General features: G+C 55.7%; 16 protein-coding genes, 2 tRNA genes and 1 pseudogene. 10 read left to right on the top strand and 9 right to left on the bottom strand.

The genetic code is table 11. The features are described 5' to 3' along the window. From ispE to AAHM40_RS14270, 10 genes and pseudogenes are all read left to right on the top strand, one after another. Complete coding sequence (ispE, locus tag AAHM40_RS14315) at nt 1-852, top strand: 4-(cytidine 5'-diphospho)-2-C-methyl-D-erythritol kinase (protein ID WP_342245241.1); 852 nt, start codon at nt 1-3, stop codon at nt 850-852. A 32-nt stretch (nt 853-884) separates the two neighbouring features. Continuing rightward, nucleotides 885-959 (top strand) — tRNA-Gln (locus tag AAHM40_RS14310). Nucleotides 960-1,018: 59 nt separating this feature from the next. Beyond that, nucleotides 1,019-1,093, top strand: a tRNA-Gln gene (locus AAHM40_RS14305). A gap of 85 nt (nt 1,094-1,178) precedes the next feature. Continuing rightward, a complete protein-coding gene (locus tag AAHM40_RS14300; protein ID WP_028629917.1) occupies nt 1,179-2,120 on the top strand; it encodes a ribose-phosphate pyrophosphokinase in 942 nt (313 codons plus the stop codon). Nucleotides 2,121-2,225: 105 nt separating this feature from the next. Further along, the gene (locus AAHM40_RS14295) at nt 2,226-2,828 is read left to right on the top strand and encodes a 50S ribosomal protein L25/general stress protein Ctc (RefSeq protein WP_342245240.1); all 603 of its coding nucleotides are present in this window, start codon (nt 2,226-2,228) and stop codon (nt 2,826-2,828) included. Nucleotides 2,829-2,866: 38 nt separating this feature from the next. Beyond that, nucleotides 2,867-3,451, top strand: a complete 585-nt coding sequence (gene pth, locus AAHM40_RS14290; RefSeq protein WP_342245239.1) for an aminoacyl-tRNA hydrolase — start codon at nt 2,867-2,869, stop codon at nt 3,449-3,451. Nucleotides 3,452-3,477: 26 nt separating this feature from the next. Further along, complete coding sequence (gene ychF, locus AAHM40_RS14285; RefSeq protein ID WP_342245238.1) at nt 3,478-4,578, top strand: redox-regulated ATPase YchF; 1,101 nt, start codon at nt 3,478-3,480, stop codon at nt 4,576-4,578. Between the two features lie 172 nt (nt 4,579-4,750). Continuing rightward, nucleotides 4,751-4,867 (top strand): annotated as a pseudogene (locus AAHM40_RS14280) (Arm DNA-binding domain-containing protein); the annotation flags it as partial. 178 nt (nt 4,868-5,045) lie between these two features. Further along, nucleotides 5,046-5,279 (top strand): hypothetical protein, encoded by a 234-nt coding sequence (locus tag AAHM40_RS14275; protein ID WP_342245237.1) that lies wholly within the window; start codon nt 5,046-5,048, stop codon nt 5,277-5,279. 486 nt (nt 5,280-5,765) lie between these two features. Next, nucleotides 5,766-7,154, top strand: coding sequence for an O-antigen ligase family protein (locus AAHM40_RS14270; protein ID WP_342245236.1), 1,389 nt, complete (start codon nt 5,766-5,768; stop codon nt 7,152-7,154). Nucleotides 7,155-7,158: 4 nt separating this feature from the next. On the opposite strand, the gene AAHM40_RS14265 is transcribed toward AAHM40_RS14270, so the two are convergent. The 9 genes from AAHM40_RS14265 to AAHM40_RS14225 form a co-directional block, all read right to left on the bottom strand. Beyond that, on the bottom strand, nt 7,159-7,569 hold the full coding sequence (locus AAHM40_RS14265; RefSeq protein ID WP_342245235.1) for a VanZ family protein: 411 nt from the start codon (nt 7,567-7,569) through the stop codon (nt 7,159-7,161). A gap of 237 nt (nt 7,570-7,806) precedes the next feature. After that, a complete protein-coding gene (locus AAHM40_RS14260; RefSeq protein ID WP_342245234.1) occupies nt 7,807-8,568 on the bottom strand; it encodes a WecB/TagA/CpsF family glycosyltransferase in 762 nt (253 codons plus the stop codon). Next, a complete protein-coding gene (locus AAHM40_RS14255) occupies nt 8,507-9,736 on the bottom strand; it encodes a hypothetical protein (protein ID WP_342245233.1) in 1,230 nt (409 codons plus the stop codon). The genes AAHM40_RS14260 and AAHM40_RS14255 overlap by 62 nt, the downstream gene beginning before the upstream one ends. Before the next feature lie 31 nt (nt 9,737-9,767). After that, nucleotides 9,768-11,945 carry a bi-domain-containing oxidoreductase gene (locus AAHM40_RS14250; RefSeq protein WP_342245232.1) on the bottom strand — a complete coding sequence of 726 codons (2,178 nt, stop codon included), beginning with the start codon at nt 11,943-11,945 and terminating at the stop codon, nt 9,768-9,770. Between the two features lie 105 nt (nt 11,946-12,050). Next, nucleotides 12,051-13,376 (bottom strand): hypothetical protein, encoded by a 1,326-nt coding sequence (locus tag AAHM40_RS14245; protein ID WP_342245231.1) that lies wholly within the window; start codon nt 13,374-13,376, stop codon nt 12,051-12,053. 40 nt (nt 13,377-13,416) lie between these two features. Beyond that, on the bottom strand, nt 13,417-14,598 hold the full coding sequence (locus tag AAHM40_RS14240; RefSeq protein ID WP_342245230.1) for an NAD/NADP octopine/nopaline dehydrogenase family protein: 1,182 nt from the start codon (nt 14,596-14,598) through the stop codon (nt 13,417-13,419). Nucleotides 14,599-14,786: 188 nt separating this feature from the next. After that, the gene (locus AAHM40_RS14235) at nt 14,787-15,893 is read right to left on the bottom strand and encodes a glycosyltransferase family 4 protein (RefSeq protein WP_342245229.1); all 1,107 of its coding nucleotides are present in this window, start codon (nt 15,891-15,893) and stop codon (nt 14,787-14,789) included. Nucleotides 15,894-15,952: 59 nt separating this feature from the next. Further along, entirely contained in the window at nt 15,953-17,041 is a 1,089-nt protein-coding gene (locus AAHM40_RS14230; protein WP_342245228.1) for a glycosyltransferase, read from the bottom strand. A 354-nt stretch (nt 17,042-17,395) separates the two neighbouring features. Then, nucleotides 17,396-18,919: an oligosaccharide flippase family protein gene (locus tag AAHM40_RS14225; protein WP_342245227.1), complete on the bottom strand. Its 1,524-nt coding sequence runs from the start codon at nt 18,917-18,919 to the stop codon at nt 17,396-17,398. Nucleotides 18,920-18,948 lie beyond the last annotated feature (29 nt).

Below are 18,948 nucleotides of genomic sequence, written 5' to 3'. Positions count from 1 at the left end.
ATGCAGGACGCGCAACTCATCCTGCCTGCTCCAGCCAAGCTCAACCTGATGCTGCACATCCTCGGCCGTCGCGCCGATGGCTATCACGAGCTACAGACACTCTTCCAGTTTCTCGACCATGGCGACGAACTGGGTTTCTCGCTGCGCCAGGACGGTGAAATCCACCTGCGCACCGAAGTGCCCGGCGTTCCCCATGAGAGCAACTTGATCGTCCGCGCTGCTCGCAAACTGAAGGCCGAATCGGGCTGCTGCCTCGGAGCCGACATCTGGCTGGACAAGCGCCTACCCATGGGAGGAGGGATCGGGGGCGGAAGCTCCGACGCCGCCACGGCCCTCCTCGCCCTGGACCGCCTGTGGCACCTGGGCTGGAGCGAAGATCGCCTGGCCACCCTTGGACTCTCCCTGGGCGCCGACGTACCGGTCTTCGTGCGTGGCCGCGCCGCCTTCGCGGAAGGTATCGGCGAGCAACTGACTCCAGTGGAACTGCCGGAGCCCTGGTTCCTCGTAGCGGTGCCGCAAGTCTTTGTCAGCACAGCAGAAGTTTTCTCCGATCCTGAGTTGACACGGAATTCTCCGCCCATTAAAGTTCGCAGCCTTCTTGAGGGGGGCGGTCGGAATGACTGTCAGCCGGTGGTCGAGAAGCGTTACCCAGATGTACGTAACGCGCTGATCTTGTTGAATAATTTCACATCAGCTAGATTGACCGGCACTGGAGCTTGTGTGTTTGGGAGCTTCCCAAGCAAGAGCGATGCTGATAAAGTCTCGCGCCAACTTCCGGCCACTCTGCCGAGCTTTGTTGCTCAGGGACGTAACATCTCGATGTTGCACCGCAAGCTTCAAGGTCTGGCTTGAGAAGGAATGCAAGGCATTCGGTTGTACGATACAGGGGCGTCGCCAAGCGGTAAGGCAGCAGGTTTTGATCCTGCCATGCGTTGGTTCGAATCCAGCCGCCCCTGCCATTAACCCCACAGGGTTTACGTACACACAACGAAAGCACTGCGCAGCAAGTTAAAATTCTAGGGGCGTCGCCAAGCGGTAAGGCAGCAGGTTTTGATCCTGCCATGCGTTGGTTCGAATCCAGCCGCCCCTGCCATACACTTAAAAAGCTGTTCAAAAGCTACGGCCTTTGAACGGCTTTTTGATTCATCAGGTCTACCCTCAGCCGGCAGGTACTGCGCGTGTCCAAGATGATGGTCTTCACGGGGAATGCCAACCCCGATCTGGCGCGTCGCGTCGTACGTCAACTGCATATTCCCCTCGGTGATGCCTCCGTAGGCAAGTTCTCCGACGGCGAAATCAGTGCTGAAATCAATGAAAATGTCCGCGGCAAGGACGTCTTCCTGATCCAGCCGACTTGCGCACCGACCAACGATAACCTGATGGAACTGGTGGTGATGGCTGACGCCTTCCGCCGTTCCTCGGCCTCCCGCATCACTGCGGTCATCCCCTACTTCGGCTATGCCCGCCAGGATCGCCGTCCGCGTTCCGCCCGCGTGGCCATCAGCGCCAAGGTAGTGGCTGACATGCTGACCGTAGTCGGCATCGACCGTGTACTTACCGTCGACCTGCACGCCGACCAGATCCAGGGCTTCTTCGACATTCCGGTGGACAACATCTACGGCTCTCCGGTCCTGGTCGATGACATCGAAGACCAGCGCTTCGAAAACCTGATGATCGTTTCCCCGGACATCGGCGGCGTGGTTCGCGCACGTGCCGTAGCCAAATCCCTGGGCGTTGACCTTGCCATCATCGACAAGCGTCGTCCCAAGGCCAACCAGTCCGAAGTCATGCACATCATCGGCGATGTCGAAGGCCGCACCTGCGTGCTGGTCGACGACATGGTCGACACCGCTGGCACCCTGGGCCACGCAGCCAAGGCCCTGAAGGACCACGGCGCAGCCAAGGTCTACGCCTACTGCACCCACCCGGTGCTGTCCGGCCGTGCCATCGAGAACATCGAAAACTCCGTGCTGGACGAGCTGGTGGTGACCAACACCATCCCGCTGTCCGCCGCGGCACAAGCCTGCTCGCGTATCCGTCAGCTGGATATCGCGCCGGTTGTGGCTGAAGCGGTCCGCCGCATCAGTAATGAGGAATCGATCAGCGCGATGTTCCGCTAAGGACATCCCTGACGAAAGCACCCCGCCTCGGCGGGGCTATTTGCCCAACCGCCCGGATGCTGGTCGCAAGCATTACGGGCGTTTTGGCTATTTTGGAGAAGTGTAATGACTGATTTTGCCCTGAATGCCGAAGCGCGTTCTGACCTGGGGAAAGGTGCGAGCCGCCGCCTGCGTCGTAATGCCAACCTGGTTCCCGCTGTAATTTACGGCGGCGAGAAAGCCCCGCAATCCGTAAGCCTGCTCGCCAAAGACCTGGCCAAGCTGCTGGAAAACGATGCTGCTTTCAGCCACGTGATCGCCCTGAACGTTTCCGGCGCGACCGAAACCGTTCTGATCAAAGCCCTGCAGCGCCACCCGGCCAAAGGCTTCGTACTGCACGCTGACTTCCAGCGCGTAGTTGCCGGCCAGAAACTGACCGCCCACATTCCCCTGCACTTCATCAACGAAGCTACCTCCGTTGGCGTGAAGCAAGGCGGCGGCGAAGTTTCCCACACCATCTCCGAAGTCGAAGTCTCCTGCCTGCCGAAAGACCTGCCGGAGTTCATCGAAGTTGACCTGGCCAAGGTCGAAGTAGGTCAGACCGTTCACCTGTCCGACCTGACCCTGCCGAAAGGTGTCGAGCTGGTGGCCCTGGCCCACGGCAACGACCTGGCAGTTGCCAACATCCATGCTTCCCGCGTGGTGAAGGAAGAAGGCGAAGCCGAGTAATTTCTTACTCTGCGTCAGCCTGATAAAGGGCCCCTGTAGTGACTGCCATTCAACTGATCGTCGGCCTGGGTAATCCAGGCCCCGAATACGACCAGACCCGGCATAACGCAGGGGCCCTTTTCGTTGAGCGCCTTGCGATGCGCGAACGCGTCAATCTGAGCCTCGACAAGAAGTACTTCGGCCTGGTCGGAAAATTCTCCCACCAAGGTCGCGACGTTCGTCTGCTGATCCCCACCACCTACATGAACCGCAGCGGCCAGTCCGTGGCGGCCCTGGCTGGGTTCTTCCGCATTCCGCCCGAGGCCATCCTGGTGGCCCACGACGAACTCGACATGCCCCCCGGCGTTGCCAAGCTCAAGACTGGTGGCGGCCACGGCGGCCACAACGGGTTGCGCGACATCATCGCCCAACTCGGCAACCAGAATTCGTTCCATCGCCTGCGGCTTGGCATCGGCCATCCGGGGCACAGCAGCCTGGTTTCCGGCTTCGTTCTCAGTCGCGCCCCGCGCAGCGAACAGGAACTGCTCGAAACCAGTATCGATTTCGCCCTCGACGTGATGCCAGAACTGCTCGCCGGTGACCTCACCCGCGCCATGCAGAAACTGCACAGTCGCAAGGCCTGAACCCACTCCGCGCAGAGGCATATATCATGGGATTCAATTGCGGCATCGTCGGCCTGCCCAACGTCGGCAAGTCCACCCTGTTCAACGCCCTGACCAAGTCCGGTATTGCAGCGGAGAACTTCCCCTTCTGCACCATCGAGCCGAACAGCGGCATCGTGCCGATGCCCGACCTGCGCCTCAACGCCCTGGCCGAGATCGTCAAGCCCGAGCGCGTGATCCCCACCACGATGGAATTCGTCGACATCGCCGGCCTGGTAGCCGGTGCCTCCAAAGGTGAAGGCCTGGGTAACAAGTTCCTCGCCAACATTCGCGAGACCGACGCCATCGCCCACGTGGTGCGCTGCTTCGAAGATGAGAACGTCATCCACGTTTCCAACAGCGTCGACCCCAAACGCGACATCGAGATCATCGACCTCGAACTGATCTTTGCCGACCTCGACAGCTGCGAAAAGCAACTGCAGAAAGTCGCCCGCAACGCCAAGGGCGGTGACAAGGACGCTCTGGCACAGAAAGCCCTGCTGGAAAAACTCATCCCCCACTTCAGCGAAGGCAAGCCGGCGCGCTCCCTGCTGAAGAACCTGGGTGACGAGGAGAAGCGTCTCGTTCGCGGCTTCCACCTGCTCACCAGCAAACCGGTCATGTACATCGCCAACGTTGCCGAAGACGGTTTCGATAACAACCCGCACCTTGACGTGGTGAGAGCCATTGCCGAGGAAGAAGGCGCCATCGTGGTTCCGGTTTGCAACAAGATCGAAGCCGAAATCGCCGAACTCGACGACGGCGAAGAAAAGGACATGTTCCTCGAAGCCCTCGGCCTCGAAGAGCCCGGCCTGAACCGCGTGATCCGCGCCGGCTACGACCTGCTCAACCTGCAGACCTACTTCACCGCAGGCGTGAAGGAAGTCCGCGCCTGGACCGTCCGCATCGGCGCCACCGCCCCGCAGGCTGCTGCCGTTATCCACACCGACTTCGAAAAAGGCTTCATCCGCGCCGAAGTAGTCGCCTACGACGACTTCATCCAGTACAAGGGTGAAACCGGTGCCAAGGAAGCCGGCAAATGGCGCCTGGAAGGCAAGGAATACATCGTCAAAGACGGCGACGTGATGCACTTCCGCTTTAACGTCTAAGTCGCAATATGGACCCCGCCGGATCCAGATGGACACCCAGCCCCTTGAAGATAGCTACTTCAGGGGGGGGCTTTTCCAGCAAGATCCACCAAGCCTCTTAGCGATCCATCCCCTTACCGGGTACGCCGCCGGGTACAGCGCAACCCTATCCAACTCAAAAACTGGGTATACACTCACCGATACCCAGTGCCGCACCGCGAAACCCAAGGAAAAGCCCTACGAACTCACGGATGGAAATGGCGTCTACCTGGAACTGAAACCCAATGGCGTTAAGGCCTGGCGCTATCGGTTGGGTGCCGGCATCATTTAAACAAAAGGCCTCGCAGCGATGCGAGGCCTTTTGTTTTTGGGCTCACCTGTCTTTCGGTAAGCACAATCGCCCGTTCACTCCATTGCCGCACACTGCCCTAGCGTGCCGATCTAACCTTCAAATCGAGGCGCAGTGCCCGGCGACTGGAGCGACGCAAATGATGAATTCTGAAGATTCACCCGAGCTCCTGGAGCTGGGCCTGCAGCCCACCCAACCGAACGAAAACGCCCGCCCCAAAGCGGCTCCAGCCAAGTTCCAGATCGATACCCGTGGGCGTGTCGACCGGCGCCAGTCCGCCGACCGGCGTCAGATGATCCGCTTCGAGGAAGACCGGCGCAAAGGCGATCGCCGTGCCAGCATCAATCCCTGGGACAATGGGATCAACCTCTGAATCGCCTTCCATTTGAACGAGGAGATCCACCCTGCCGATCACGATAGGGTGGGCCACACGCGACGATTGAGACGGTAGCGCGGGCTTCCATCCCGCGGCGGTGCGCACGATTCGCCGCGTTCCCGGCTACCGGAGCGGCGACGCTGTGTTGCTTCGAGAATCGCGTGAATTACCGCTGTGCGGAAAAACTCAATGACTCGTATCGCAAAAAGGCCCGCACAAATACGGGCCTTTTGATTTTCTACGTAAGGAAGGGAAGGACATTATCTGCGTTTCTTTTGGCCTCATTTGAACATAGCGCCAGGCGTGCAGGACCGGCACCAGAGCAGATCCCTGCACTGCGTGTTGCGCTTCGCGAGTGTGGCCCCGTTTGACGCACTACACCCTGAACCCTGCCGAGCAATGGTTACCCGCAACATCCACTCCTACACTTACGCCATTCGCTAGGTGCCGCGCCTGTCTGCCAGCCAACGGAGCAGTCTGCCCATGTCTCAGCCCACCAGCCGCCTTGAGGGCTTTCTGATCGCTGCGATCCTTTTCGTATTGGTGTGGTTGCCACTTCCCTTGGGCAGCAATCGTGATTGGGCGGTTGGGCTGTTCATCCTCTTGATGGGTAGCCTGGGCTGCATCTGGGCGATCGGACAGCTACGCGGAGCTGTCGTGCGGGGCGCTCGGAACAATGCCATCAAGACGGCCCTTCCCCTACTCGCGCTGCTTCTGTTAACGCAGGCCTGGGTGGCGGTGCAATGGCTGGCCGGACTGACTGTCGATGAGGGATCGACCTTCCAGTACCTGATGCTCGGCCTGGCCTACTGCCTGTTGTTCTTCCTGGTGGTCAGCCTGTTCCACACCCGAAAGCGACTCAACCTGCTGCTCGGCACGCTGGTGGTGAGTGGCACCTTGCAGGCCTTCTTCGGCGCCTTCATGACCCTTTCCAACGTGGAGTGGCTATTGGCCGTTCCCAAAAGCAGCTATCTCGGCGACGCCACCGGCACCTTTGTGAACCGTAACCATCTGGCGGGTTACCTGGAAATGACCCTGGCCTGCGGCATCGGTCTGCTACTGGCTCTGCGCGATGGTCGCCCCTTCAGCTGGGTCAATCTGATGGAGCTGCTGCTGGGCCCCAAGGCACGCCTGCGCCTAGCACTGGTTGTCATGGTCATCGCCCTGGTCATGACCCACTCGCGCATGGGCAACACTGCCTTCTTCGCCAGCCTGTTGCTGGTGGGCGGCCTGTTCGTGCTGGTGGAAAAGCAGCACCGCCTGCGCAACGGCCTGGTCCTGGCCAGCATCATCCTCATAGATGTCCTGGTGGTCAGCCAGTATTTCGGGCTGGAACGGCTCAAGGACCGCGTGCTCGATACCCGCCTGGACGATGTGGTGGTGAATGGCGAAGTGGTCCAGCAGGCCAACGAAGTTCGCGACGATGTGTTCAGCTACGCCCTGCAGCTTCTACAGGAACGCCCGATAGTCGGCCAAGGCGCCGGCAGCTTCGAAGCGGTGTTCCCCAAGTACCCGGGCGAAGACGTCCGCATTCATTTCGACCATGCGCACAATGACTACATCCAGTTCGCTGTCGAGTTCGGCCTGCTGGGCAGCCTCCCACTGGCTGGCTTCGTCCTGCTGGCCTTGTGGCATGCGTTCAAGGCGCTTTGGCGGCGCGAATCGGTTTACCGCAGGGGGGTAGGTTTCGGTGCGGCAATGGGCATCATCGCCCTGCTGATCCACTCCACCACTGACTTCAACCTGCAAATCCCAGCCAATGCCGCAACTCTGGTAGTTGTCTGTGCGATTGCCGTGCTCGCCGGAAACCAAGTCGTCCCGCGCAAGCACGCCGAACAAGCGCAGCACGCCTACCCCGCCCCTCTGGCTTAGCCCATCAACGCTGCGAGCCTTCCGGCCCAACTGGGCGCTTATTCGCCTCCCCTTCCGGTCTGGCCGCACCGGCGAAGCGGCCACGCACCCCACTTTGCAACCACAGCGCGAAGATCCATCCCAGCAATACGCCCAGGGTATTGGCAAGCATGTCACTAACCGATGGCGTGCGATTGGGCTGCAAGCCCTGACCGAGCTCGATCAACAGCCCAGTCCCCAGACTGAAGGCCAGGAGCCAGATGAAATGCGAGCGGGGAAATGCCAGCCGCGTGGTCACCATCAAGGCCGCAAAACCGAGCAGGTGGTGCAACTTGTCCTGCTGGTCAACGGCCTCTGGCAAGGGCTCGGGTTTCAAACCGGCGAACAGAATGATCGTCAGCACGGCAAGAAAGGGCAGAACACGCAGATAACGCATGCTAGAAGCTCTCGATATTTTCAGACAGCTGTCGCCTGAAATGAACCAGACGGCGCGGGCACAAACAATGCCCGTGACCATGATCAAGGCGACGGGAGAGCCGACAGAACGGCAAGCGACTCCGGCGACCTGCTGCAGAGGCGGTCCAGCACCACAACCTCAAACCGACTCCCGGCAGGGTCAAGGTGCTGCGGGAGCCGATATGACCGACGCCGCCGCTTCCCAGGATTTTTTCAGTCACAAATCAATGCGCCTGTGCTTCCCCAAAAGCTGCGCAATCTTTTCCTTGAGCAACAGCCAGGCGAACTGGCTGTTGGTGGTCAGATAGCGCTTCCACATCCGCCGCGGCTCCTGGATCACCCGGTAGAGCCATTCCAGCCCATGGTTCTGTACCCACTTCGGGGCGCGTTTGACTCTGCCTGCGACCACGTCAAAAGTGCCGCCCACCCCCATCACGAAGGCTACGCCCAACTGATTACGCCAGTGGTTGATGAAGTTCTCTTTCTTGGGCGAGGTGATGGCGACGAACAGCAATTGGGCACCGGAAGCGCGGATTTTCTCGACCATGGCGGCCTCGTCATCCCAGAAGTAGCCGGAGTGGTAACCCGCGATCTTGAGGCCGGGGTACAGCGCCTGAACCTTCTCGGCTGTAGCGGCAACGACATCATCTTTTGCGCCCAACAAATAGACCGAAAAGCCGTTGGCTGCACTCATCGCCAGCAACTCGTAGAACAGATCGACACCGGCCACCCGCTCCGGCACGGGATAGCCGAGAAAGCGCGCGCCCAGCACCACGCCCATGCCGTCGATATTAATAATGTCGCAGGAATGCACAGACTCGTTCAGCTGGGCATCACTGCGCATATGCACCAGCTTGGCGACATTCACCACCACATGCTGGGTAAAGTGGCCGGAAGCTACTGCACTACGAATAACCTCAACGGTTTCGCCCATACTGGCGATATCCATCGGACAGCCCAACACTTCGATTCTCTGCATGATTCAACTCCGCGCGGTAACGGTTGTAGAAAGCAAGCGAGTAATAGGCCCAGGCCTGGGTCCAGCGGGTGTAATTGATGCGATTGGTCAGCCAGCGGGTCCTCTGGTAGATGAACTGGCCGTTGGCTGGCTGATACAGCAACTCGATGGCACGCTGTACCACCTTGTCGCAGAGCTGCAGATCGGCAGCGCCACCGCCTACCTTGAGCAAAGTGAATGCAGCCTGAGCAAAGCTGTGCATGTCGATCGGATACACCGAGTTGTTGTAGTACCGGGCCGTACCGTCTTCTTCAAACAAGGTATTCACGTAGTAGGCGTAGCCTTGGCGAATACAGGCATCGAACTCGTCGATGCCTGTGGCATCGCGCAGCATGCACAGCGCCTCCAGGTTGTAACCGGTGTGAAAGCCGTCGATAAACTGGTGATGGTGGCGCGCGCCGTAGACCCAGGAGCCATCGGCCGCCTGTTCCCCCACCGACTGGCGAGCGACCCGCAGCGCCTGCGCTACCAGTCCGTCATCGCCCAGCTGAGTACCGGCAAATGCGCACCAGGCGGCGCCCCACAGGCTGGCGTTGTGCACGAAGGCCCGCTCGCCGGGGATGTACGCATAGAAGCTGCGCCCATCAGCTTCGGTATACAGATGGGTGGCGATAAAGCGTGCGCAATCCAGGGCGATATCAATCAAGGCCTTGTCGGCGCTGAGCTGCCCCAGTTCAAAAAGGGCACGCGCCACATAACAGGTGGTAATGATGTTCGGCTTGCCCGCCGGCACGTAGAAAGCTCGCGCCTGCCAGTCGAAGTGATAACCCCAGCAGCTGTGGGTCCACTCACGCGGATTGCTGCGCTGGGCAAGCAGCCAGTCGGCCAGTTCGCGGGCCTCCTGCAGGTAGCCGGCTTCGCCGGTACGCCGGTAATCCTGCAATAGACCGGAGATGAACAGACCAACGCCTTTGGGATTGCGTCTCTTCGGCACACGCAACAGGGGGCGGAAATTGATCGGTGAGCGTTTACCCAACTGCAGCCAGGCCAGACGCACCCACTCGCTTCGGTACAGCGGTGTGGCCTGAAGCAGCTTACTGTTCAGTGAGTCGAAGGGGTCGTAACCGGCAAACTGCTCGGCACGAATAGAGTCGAGAAGTTGCGAGTTGAGATTGATCAGGTTGTCCATGCGAACGGTGTTCCCTGGCCACGTCCTTACGTTAATCGGCCGCCAGTACAGCGGTATCAACTGTCAGGGGCATACCCAGGGCAAGTGACTCGACCGCCATAACGGTAGCCAGGCTGGTGGCCATCAGGCAGTCGTAATCCACACAGGGCTGGCCCGATTGCAGTCCGTTGAGCCACGCGCTGATCATGCTTTTCTGGCCCTTGTCCTGAACGCCCAGCTTGTTGCGCTTGGAGTCGCTGTCGCCGTTGAACAGCGCCACTTCCTTGAAGTCATGGATCTGCGCCGAGCGCCCGCCACCAAAAACCTCGATGAACTCTTTGGCCATCCCCTTGGCGCCTTCGGCGGTGTAGGTGATATTGGCCACGCTGCCGTTCTCGAAAGTAAGCGACAGGCACAGGTTGTCATTCAGCAATGCCGACTTTTCCGCTTTGCTGCTGCCCACGGCGTACACGGTTTTTACGTGGCTGCCGACCAATGCCGCAGCCAGGTCGATGAAGTGGCAACCCTCACCAATCATCCGACCGCCGCCCACCCGCGGATCCTGGATCCAGTGGTTGGCTGGAATGGCGCCAGCGTTGATACGAATGTTCACCACCAGAGGGCTTTTCACCGAGGCGAAATGCTCGATCACCTGGCGGGTTGCCGGTGCAAAGCGACGGTTGAAGCCGACCATCACCTGGGCTTTGCCGCAGCGGCCGTAGGCCAGGTGGATGTCACCCAGCTCAGCCACCGACAGGGCCAAAGGCTTTTCCACATACACATGCTTGCCAGCATTCAGCGCATCGCGCACGGCCGCACCATGGGAATCGTGGCGGGTCGTGACTACGATGGCGTCGGTGTCGCCCTGCAGCAGCTCGGCATAACTGCCGGCACAGAAGGCAAAGCCGAATTGCCTGGCCACGCCCTGGGCAGAGCGGCCGCTGGCGGTCACCAGCCCATTGAGAGCCACCTGATTACTGGCCTGCATGGGCGGCAACAGACTGGCAGTGGCGTAGTTGCCGGCGCCATAGAAGGACAGCTTGACCTTCTTACCGGTGACGACAGCCGGCTTGACGCTAATGCGGGACGATGCGCTCGCCTTGAACGGCGCAGGGTTGTATCGCAGCAAAATGCCCAGGTACGGCTCGGTCTTGTTGCCTTCGATCAACCGGTAGGCGCTGGCCGCCTCATCCACCGAAAAGCGGTGGCTAATCAGGCCCTTGATATCCAGCTTCCGCTGGGAAACCAGGGACAGGAAGGTTTCCATGTTGCGCTGCTCGGTGAAACGCACATAGCCATAGGGGTAATCGTTGCCGCTCTCCTCGTAGAAGGGGTCATAACGGCCGGGGCCGTAGGAGCGGGAGATGACGACGCTGACTTCCTTCTTGAAGTAATCCTCGCGCGGGATATCCATCCGCACCGCACCGACTACCACCACTCGGCCTTTCTCACGGGTCACCGCCCCGCAAAGTTGAATGACGGAGTTGCTCGACGTACCCGCACAGACCAGAACGCCATCGACACCGTGCCCAGCCGTCAAGGCATTGCAGATACGCGCCACATCCCCATCAGGCGGTACACCCACGGCGCCATAGCCTTCGGCTCGGTCAACCAGGGAAGGATCGAGATCCGTACCGATCACAGTGCAGCCGTTTGCCCTCAGCAACTGCACGGCAATCTGCCCGAGCAGACCAAGCCCCACCACCAGGAAGGTTTCCCCCAGCAGCGGGCCAGCCAGCCGCACACCTTGCAGGGCAATCGAGCCCACGGTGGTAAAGGCGGCTTCCTCATCCGACACATTGGCCGGAATCTTCACCACCAGGTTCTTCGGCACGGCCACGAACTCGGCATGGTTGGCATAGTCCGCGCCACCACAGGCTACCCGGTCACCCGGCTGGATACCTTCGACCAGGCCACCCACCGCAACGACAGTGCCGGCGCAGCTGTAACCCAGCGGAGAAGGAGAATCGAGGCGCGAATTGACGGTTTGCAGGGTTTTCTTCACCCCTTCTGTCCTGATCTTGCAGATCACCTGTCTGACCAGATCCGGCCGCGCCTTAGCCTTCTGCAGCAGGCTTTTCTTGCCCATGTCGATCTTGGTTTTTTCAGTACCGGCACTGATCACCGAAGTGCTGTTTTGTACCAGGATAAATTTATCGTTTAGTGTCGGGACCGGAACATCGTTGGTTTCAATGATTCCGGTGCGCAGGGTTTGGGTGACTTGCTTCATAAGTTACTAGCCTGCGATTTATCAAGAAAAATCTGAACTGGCCGCTAACTCTCCAGCCAATCCGGTACTCGTCTAACTCGGGGCGATCAAAAGACGCCTGGGCGATCAGTCCGATATCCTGACGTCAACCATCTTGCTTTTTCCCGAGGGACTTAGCGGTATGGAGTCGCAAACGGTCAGGATGATGTCGAAGAAATCCCCCCACCGACCAATCTGCTGATCCAGCACATATTTCTTGAAGCTTTCGTCCAGAACGCCTTGCCTCGGGACGATGCAAAGTTCAATTTTCCCGGGAGTACGCTGCCTGATCTGGTACTGTCGAACCCTCGACCATGTTGGCTCGTTGATGACTATCGACATACCGGATATCTTTGCGCCGTGCCTATCGATAAGAAAGTCTTGTTCCCGCCCTTGAAGGCTAGAGATAGTGTCGTTGACTATCAGACCATGATCCCTCGTCCTGTATCTGATCAATGGCATGACCTCGTTCCATAGGCCAGTACCTACGACTTCGGCGCTACCTGCCGAATTTTCGAAAATCGAGTAAAGCCTTTCGAGTTTGTAGGAAATTGACTGATCCCCCGGTTGATACCGGTAAAAACCAAGGATAGTCCGCTCCGTAAGACCGTAATGACAGACAATTGGGCACTTCCAGTAGTCGTGCATTATGTTCAGCTGCTCGATTGTCACAGGCTCCGATCCCAGCAAAATTGCTTTGACATTCCGTGGTGGGTACGGATTGTTTTGCTTGAGCAAATAGGTCAGCTCAAGAAAGACGGCCGCATATGCATGGATAAATTCGAAGTCAGAGCCCGCAAGTGACCTGGCAATTGAAGGTATGTTCTCCTTGCTTATGTGGTAAGGGGAGAGCATGGTTGTCTTGCCAACTTTGAAAACAGGGTTCTCATGTAGCCTTCTAATGCCCTCGGCGCCAACACGAAGCACAGCCGATCTATCACCCTCGTAACCAACTTCTCCCCAGCGCGTATTGAAGAAAAGTCTTTCGATATCGGTGGAAGACTTGGATCTCCACATTCCAATCCCCTGCCCTGTAGAGCCTCCACTCGTCGCGTATTTGGCAAACAAAAGTTTCGCGTGTTCATTGATGAACATCTGTGGAGAGTCCATGATCAGTTCCTTCTCCACATAGGGGAACTCACTGAGGAGCTCGAACGGATCTTCGTGCGTGATTGTATTGACTGCCGGAGCGAGACTCTTGTAATACGGCACATGTTGCTTTGCGACGAGAAGAATATTTCTGAGTTGTTCACGCCTTACCGAATCCTGCCGGGTACTGTCCCTACACTCAAGAACTCGCTTGACTTCGAAATATTTAGGGGAGTAAAGAAGCCTTGTGGGAATCAGATGCTTGGAGTGCTGGTAAAGATCTTCAAGCTTCTTCTTCATTTTCAGGGTCATGTTCATGTTCATGGCGAGTCACCCGGGCGAGATTATCTGGATCAGGTTGTGCCTAGCTGATGACCTGATCTATATGATAAAGCCCATAGCTTTCGGGGCATCCTGAGGTCAGGTCAACGTCCATTTCTTTCTTGTCATCAGCAATAGCCAGTCTTTTTTTGTACCATGAAATCAGCTTGTCAATTGTTGGTATTTGCAGATCCATCTGCTCTGCAATCCACTTTGCGATCAAGACTCCGTAAACCACATCATCTCGAAAGAATCGGTGACTGGTGTCGATATGGAATTTACCGCCTTGGAATCTGGTCGGGGTTTTGATAGAGGAAAGTGACTGAGAATGGATAAACGTATCTATTACTGCCGCCGGACGATAGTCATTCGAAAACTCCTCAAGTTCCAAATAACTCATCATGAAGCCAAACTTCATTTCGGAATACCGCTTCCTCAGCGAACTTCTTATAGAACTGTATTCTTCATCAACTCTTGAAACGAGCTCCGCGGAAGAGCCATCAAAATCCTTGTAAAAATAAGGCACATCCTCCGCCAAATCCCATACCCCATCACAGGACTGGTACAACCCGAATAGCCGACTTGGGTGGACTATCTGGTTATCCACCGTTAGCGTTACTGAAATGAAATTATCGGCGAGCGCAAACGCACCAAAACCGAACCAGAACTCACCGATATGTCTAAACAAGTTCTCATTGAGTTCGCAGAACTCCGATGGCTTGGACATGGCGACCATGTTCCGCTTGTTCGCGGAAAAAAGTGCTCCCGTTCTTCCATAATCACGGGCCCTGCAAATCCAAGGTAATGCGCCGATGGCGAAGTAGGTAATAAGACCCAGGTCGTGCTGATTGAAGGCGGATCTAACCATCCAGTCGAATCCGCCCTGCCCATACAATGTACCGATAACGTATCTTCTATCAGGCAGAATGTATTTCGCGATTTCTTTCAGGGCCGAATAGTACTCTGACACAGGCATACTGAGTATGATTATGTCAGACATTGGAACAACCTCGGCTGGATCGTCGGACAAACCATGAATACGCCCAACCACGGAACTCACTCCGTTGATTGGACTCTGAACAACTAATTCAGGGTTACGACTCCAGCGATCTGGGCGGGATGTCAGCAACTGTATGAAGTGGTTTGTTCTGGACAACAAAGGGATTAACACATGCGCACTGTTACCACCACCCACGATAGTGACGACTTTACGTTGGTTGTCCATGGGAAATGTCTCAAATTATATAGCTTACTGACGGGACTGCTGTAGATGCCAGAACTGCCACTTGAGGTAGCTCTTCTCCACTCAGCTGATTATTAAACCATTGGGAGCAGCAAAGGACCCTCTCCGAATGTGTCTGAGGTATAAAGTGATCAGTTTTTTATGACCCTGAGCATAACTTCAGAGCGTTGCTAGAAGAGTCCCGGTGAAATCATTCCTATTGTCGTCAATAGCGATCTTCTAAAAGCACTTTCCTGGTACATGTCCACATAGCGGCGACGCCCCACATCTCCGAGCTTTTCAACCAACTCCTTATCAGTTGCCAAGATAGAGATGCATTTGACGAGTTCAGCAACATCATGTTCAGGAAATAGAAGCCCGCATTTGCCTCCCGATAGTATTTCAGGAACGGCCCCAGTCGACGATGCAATGACAGCCTTCCCTGCAGAAAGCGCCTCAACAACAACCAGTGGGAAGGTGTCAATATATGACGGAAAAACCAGAACATCACCCCGTGCAATAAAATCCATCTTATTTTGATCGTATAGCGCACCTGAAAAACTGACAAAACCATTTTCCATCAGTTCGTGATTATCAATCTTCCACTGCTCCACTTCCTCTTTCAATGCCAGATCAGGCCAATTTCCAGCCAAAGAAATTCGGCAGTTTATTTTTTGTTCATACAATACCCTGGCCGCCTGCAGCAGGTAGAGCGCCCCCTTCCCCCTGACAAAGTTGGAGAAGTAAAAAAAATTGATAGGCCGCGCCTCTATTTTCGTCCCCATGCAATCAACAAGGTCATCCGCACAATTAGGCACAACCCAAAATCGCTTTCTTTCTACAAGCCCAGCCACTTCACTCCAGAACAAAGAAGATAAATGAATGACATCCGCCCCGGAGAAAGCAAATTTATAGATGATCCTTTTTATCTTTGACTTGCCAACATCGATTCCGCGACCATGTAGATGGAAAATTCTCTTTACTCGAAAGACTTTCAAGATCGCGACAATGATAGCGTCTCGATAAAATGCGACACCACTTGGACATAGTGCAAAATAGCAAATAGCTGGTCGATCAACCAAGAGAGCACGAATAATTCTGCACAGGAGAAAAAGGATTTTAACAATCTTGTTAAACGACACTGCCCCTACATCTTTTAGGTCGTTGGCGTTGGATAGATTTATAGACAGCGTAGCGGGATAGGCCTCCAGAATCGCATTCTGCGCTTTCACATTCATCACTGACGCGCCATGCGTTGGTGGTGGGAGTTGCCCAAGGAAAAGGAATTTCTTTTTCAATTGGATTCTCCACTCGCATATTTTGTAGAAGCCCTGCAGAGACTGGCGCGACGTCAGAATTATTGCCGCAGCATTAGAATCGAATGCTTGATGATCAGATATCTTTTGAGCTTCGTATACTTCATCTTGATCCTTGAGAGGATCGGAATGTACCGGGTAAAAAAATCCGCCAATCGCGGCATGAATTTCTTAATTGGGCTATCAGACGAACTCTTCAAGAACAATACGTTGCTTATCTCACTCAGGTAGCAATGCTTTAGCTTGTCGAGCATTATAGAAATTTCAGTTTCGTAATTCCCTTTCAGTTCATGATTCAACCTTCCTAGAGAATGGTGCATTTGGCAGATAAAACGGTGCTGGGTCTCTGGCGTTAGCTTTCGAGTGCTCCATGACCCCACTGCATTCATCCGATAGAAACTCATAAGCTCGGGGACATACAAGGCTCCACCATCAATTGAGCCAATAATCTGGATGAAATAATCACCCAAAGGACAGTCGCTGAGCCAGTCAGGAAAGTTAAGCATGGCGTTTTTTGTCATCATTATGGAGGCGGTGTGCATGTAATCGCCATCGCCAAGAATGATAATTTTCGTAGATAAGATTGATTGTTGATTCGGGTATAGAAATTTGCTTTTCTTTGTTTCGAAAAACCTCTCTTCGCCAGCATCCGTGCTGCCTTGAAAATATCTATGGAAGCAGATCCGCACCTTAGGATTGTTTCGCATCGCATCCGCTTGGCGCTGCAACTTATCGCTGGCTATCCAGAAATCGTCACCTTCACAAATCGCTATGAAGTCTCCCTTGGATTCTTGCACCACCTTGGAGAGCAGACCGCACGGCGATATTGAATATTGGTTCTCCTTCTGAATCATTGGCTTCACAATTTTCGGAAATTTTTCCGCATATTTCTTGATTATCTCTGCAGTTGAATCAGTCGATGCGTCATCGTTCAAAACAATCTCAAATGGAAAGTCCGTTCTTTGAATCAAAAAACCACGAATTGCATCTTCAATGTATTTTTCCTGGTTGTATGCCAAGCAAACAACACTGACGACAGGCTTTTCAATACTGACTTGCCACGTTGACATTATCTCGGATTCTGATGGGATATTTATATTTCTAAAGTCATTCAAATTGAATTCTTTCATGACAGCCTCCTTGGCGTAATCAATTGGTTGCCCAAGGGCGCCAAGTCATTTGGCAAATTGCCCTCTGGTGCAGTACCGAAAAAACGCAGGACATACGCTTCGCGCTTTACCCGGCCAAACGCCAGGGCGAAAGTTATTTCGAACTTGGTAAACCACGTCCTCAGGGAGTGGTCATGAGTCACCGGCTCTGCCTGTGACGATCGAAATACCCCGGATTAGCAAGATGAAGTCGGAGTTCCTGTAGGAGTAAAGGGGGGCGGTGAGCCTGGTGCAGAAGTCGCGAAGGTTGGTGCTGCCCCCTTCTAGAGGGGCAAAGGCAAGATGGCGGCTGATTCAGGAACTCCCTGGACGTAGTCAGGATCCCGAGATAGCCGCAATATGTCGAGTTATCCAACGTTTTCCAGTGCTCGAGAGCACCAGGGAGACCGCTGTTGCGGTGGCGGCAATCCCCATAACCAGTATCAGACTTTGGATCCTGGTTTCCGGCGGGATGCTCAAACTGAGTAAAGTCAATGGCAGAGCCATTGCTAATAGAATGATCCGGGCAACATCGTTGACGATCCAGGAGATGTGCAGGCCGGGCTCGAATTTGTGATGAATATATGCAACCCAGATCAGTAGGGAAATAGCGTTATTTGCAACCCAGGCGTAGCCAGCTCCAATGCCTCCGTAGTTCACGGCGGCTAAAGTGATGCTAGGGATCAGTACAGCGCCCATACCTGCGCTACCTATCAAGTGGTAGCGCAGATTCCCCACGGCGTATTGCAGGTAGTACGGAAAAGCAGAGATAGCCAGAAGACCATTACCAATGGCGTACAGACGCATAACAGGTGCGGCTTTGGCAGCAAGTTGCGCATCCCCTGTCCAGGCGAACAACAGGGGTTCGGCGCAGGTAATCAAGGTAATAGCCGCGGATCCACAGATAATGCTGACCAGTTGGGTCGCATCACGATAGACCTTGATCATCTCGTCGTGCTTACCCTCGGCATGTAGCCTGGCCATACGCGGCATGATGGCATTGCTGATTGGGCCGCTGACAACCATGATGCCGCTGGCGACCAGGACAGCGAGAGTGAAATAACCGTATTCCGCGAGCGGCAGAACACCGGAGAGCACCAACTTGTCGATTTGCGTAACCAGCACCCAAAGCGATGAGGTAAAAGCGATGGTCAGCGCGAATTTCAGAAGGGGCTTTAAGGGAGACAACGACCAGCCGATCGACCGATCCACGCCGCTTCGTGCCGGCAGCAGACGCTGGCTCATCAAAAACAGGCCAAATATTTCCACCAGCGCGATGGCCAGTTGATGAATGAAGAACACAAACGGCGTGAAGCCGAACAGCCACATGCTGGCGAATACACCGATAAAGCGTAGCGTGGCAACCAAGGCGTTGAAGCCACTGAGCCAGACCAGGCGTTCGGTGCCAGTGATTACGCCACGGTATAAACCGCCCATCCAGCGCAAGGCAACGCTGATGGCCATGATCTGCACCGCCAGCACTACTTCATCCACAGGCAACTCCGTGGCATTGAGCCAGCGGGTTGCAATCGCCTCGGACAGCAACCACAAAGCTCCGCCACCGATCACGGCAATGCCCGCGAATATCACGCTGAGGGCGCGGAACAGCTGCCGATAGGCCAGCGCGGACATGGCCCCGCCATGGTAGCGAGCAGTTTCGCGGCCAATGGTTGGAGTCAGGCCAAGATCCAGCAAGGCAAACCAGGCTTGAAGCATGGTGAAGAAGCCCACCAAGCCGTAGGCTTCTGCCCCCATATATTTGATATACAGGGGCAGGATCAGGATACCCACGGCGGTGACATAAATCTGGCTCGCGTAATTCGCCAGGATATTGTGATTTAGAGACAATTTATGTTTCACCGAGAAATATCATGGATTCACCGCCATCA

Origin of the sequence: Pseudomonas sp. OTU5201, assembly GCF_038440135.1 — a bacterium.
GTDB classification, from domain to species: domain Bacteria; phylum Pseudomonadota; class Gammaproteobacteria; order Pseudomonadales; family Pseudomonadaceae; genus Metapseudomonas; species Metapseudomonas resinovorans.
This window is presented reverse-complemented; position numbering and strand designations above follow the sequence as displayed.

Coding starts and splice junctions, on each gene's coding strand:
- AAHM40_RS14275 (WP_342245237.1), top strand. CDS start 5,046: ATGATGAATTCTGAAGATTCACCCGAGCTCCTGGAGCTGGGCCTGCAG.
- ychF (WP_342245238.1), top strand. CDS start 3,478: ATGGGATTCAATTGCGGCATCGTCGGCCTGCCCAACGTCGGCAAGTCC.
- AAHM40_RS14245 (WP_342245231.1), bottom strand. CDS start 13,376: ATGAACATGAACATGACCCTGAAAATGAAGAAGAAGCTTGAAGATCTT.
- AAHM40_RS14265 (WP_342245235.1), bottom strand. CDS start 7,569: ATGCGTTATCTGCGTGTTCTGCCCTTTCTTGCCGTGCTGACGATCATT.
- ispE (WP_342245241.1), top strand. CDS start 1: ATGCAGGACGCGCAACTCATCCTGCCTGCTCCAGCCAAGCTCAACCTG.
- AAHM40_RS14255 (WP_342245233.1), bottom strand. CDS start 9,736: ATGGACAACCTGATCAATCTCAACTCGCAACTTCTCGACTCTATTCGT.
- AAHM40_RS14270 (WP_342245236.1), top strand. CDS start 5,766: ATGTCTCAGCCCACCAGCCGCCTTGAGGGCTTTCTGATCGCTGCGATC.
- AAHM40_RS14250 (WP_342245232.1), bottom strand. CDS start 11,945: ATGAAGCAAGTCACCCAAACCCTGCGCACCGGAATCATTGAAACCAAC.
- AAHM40_RS14240 (WP_342245230.1), bottom strand. CDS start 14,598: ATGGACAACCAACGTAAAGTCGTCACTATCGTGGGTGGTGGTAACAGT.
- AAHM40_RS14260 (WP_342245234.1), bottom strand. CDS start 8,568: ATGCAGAGAATCGAAGTGTTGGGCTGTCCGATGGATATCGCCAGTATG.
- AAHM40_RS14295 (WP_342245240.1), top strand. CDS start 2,226: ATGACTGATTTTGCCCTGAATGCCGAAGCGCGTTCTGACCTGGGGAAA.
- AAHM40_RS14230 (WP_342245228.1), bottom strand. CDS start 17,041: ATGAAAGAATTCAATTTGAATGACTTTAGAAATATAAATATCCCATCA.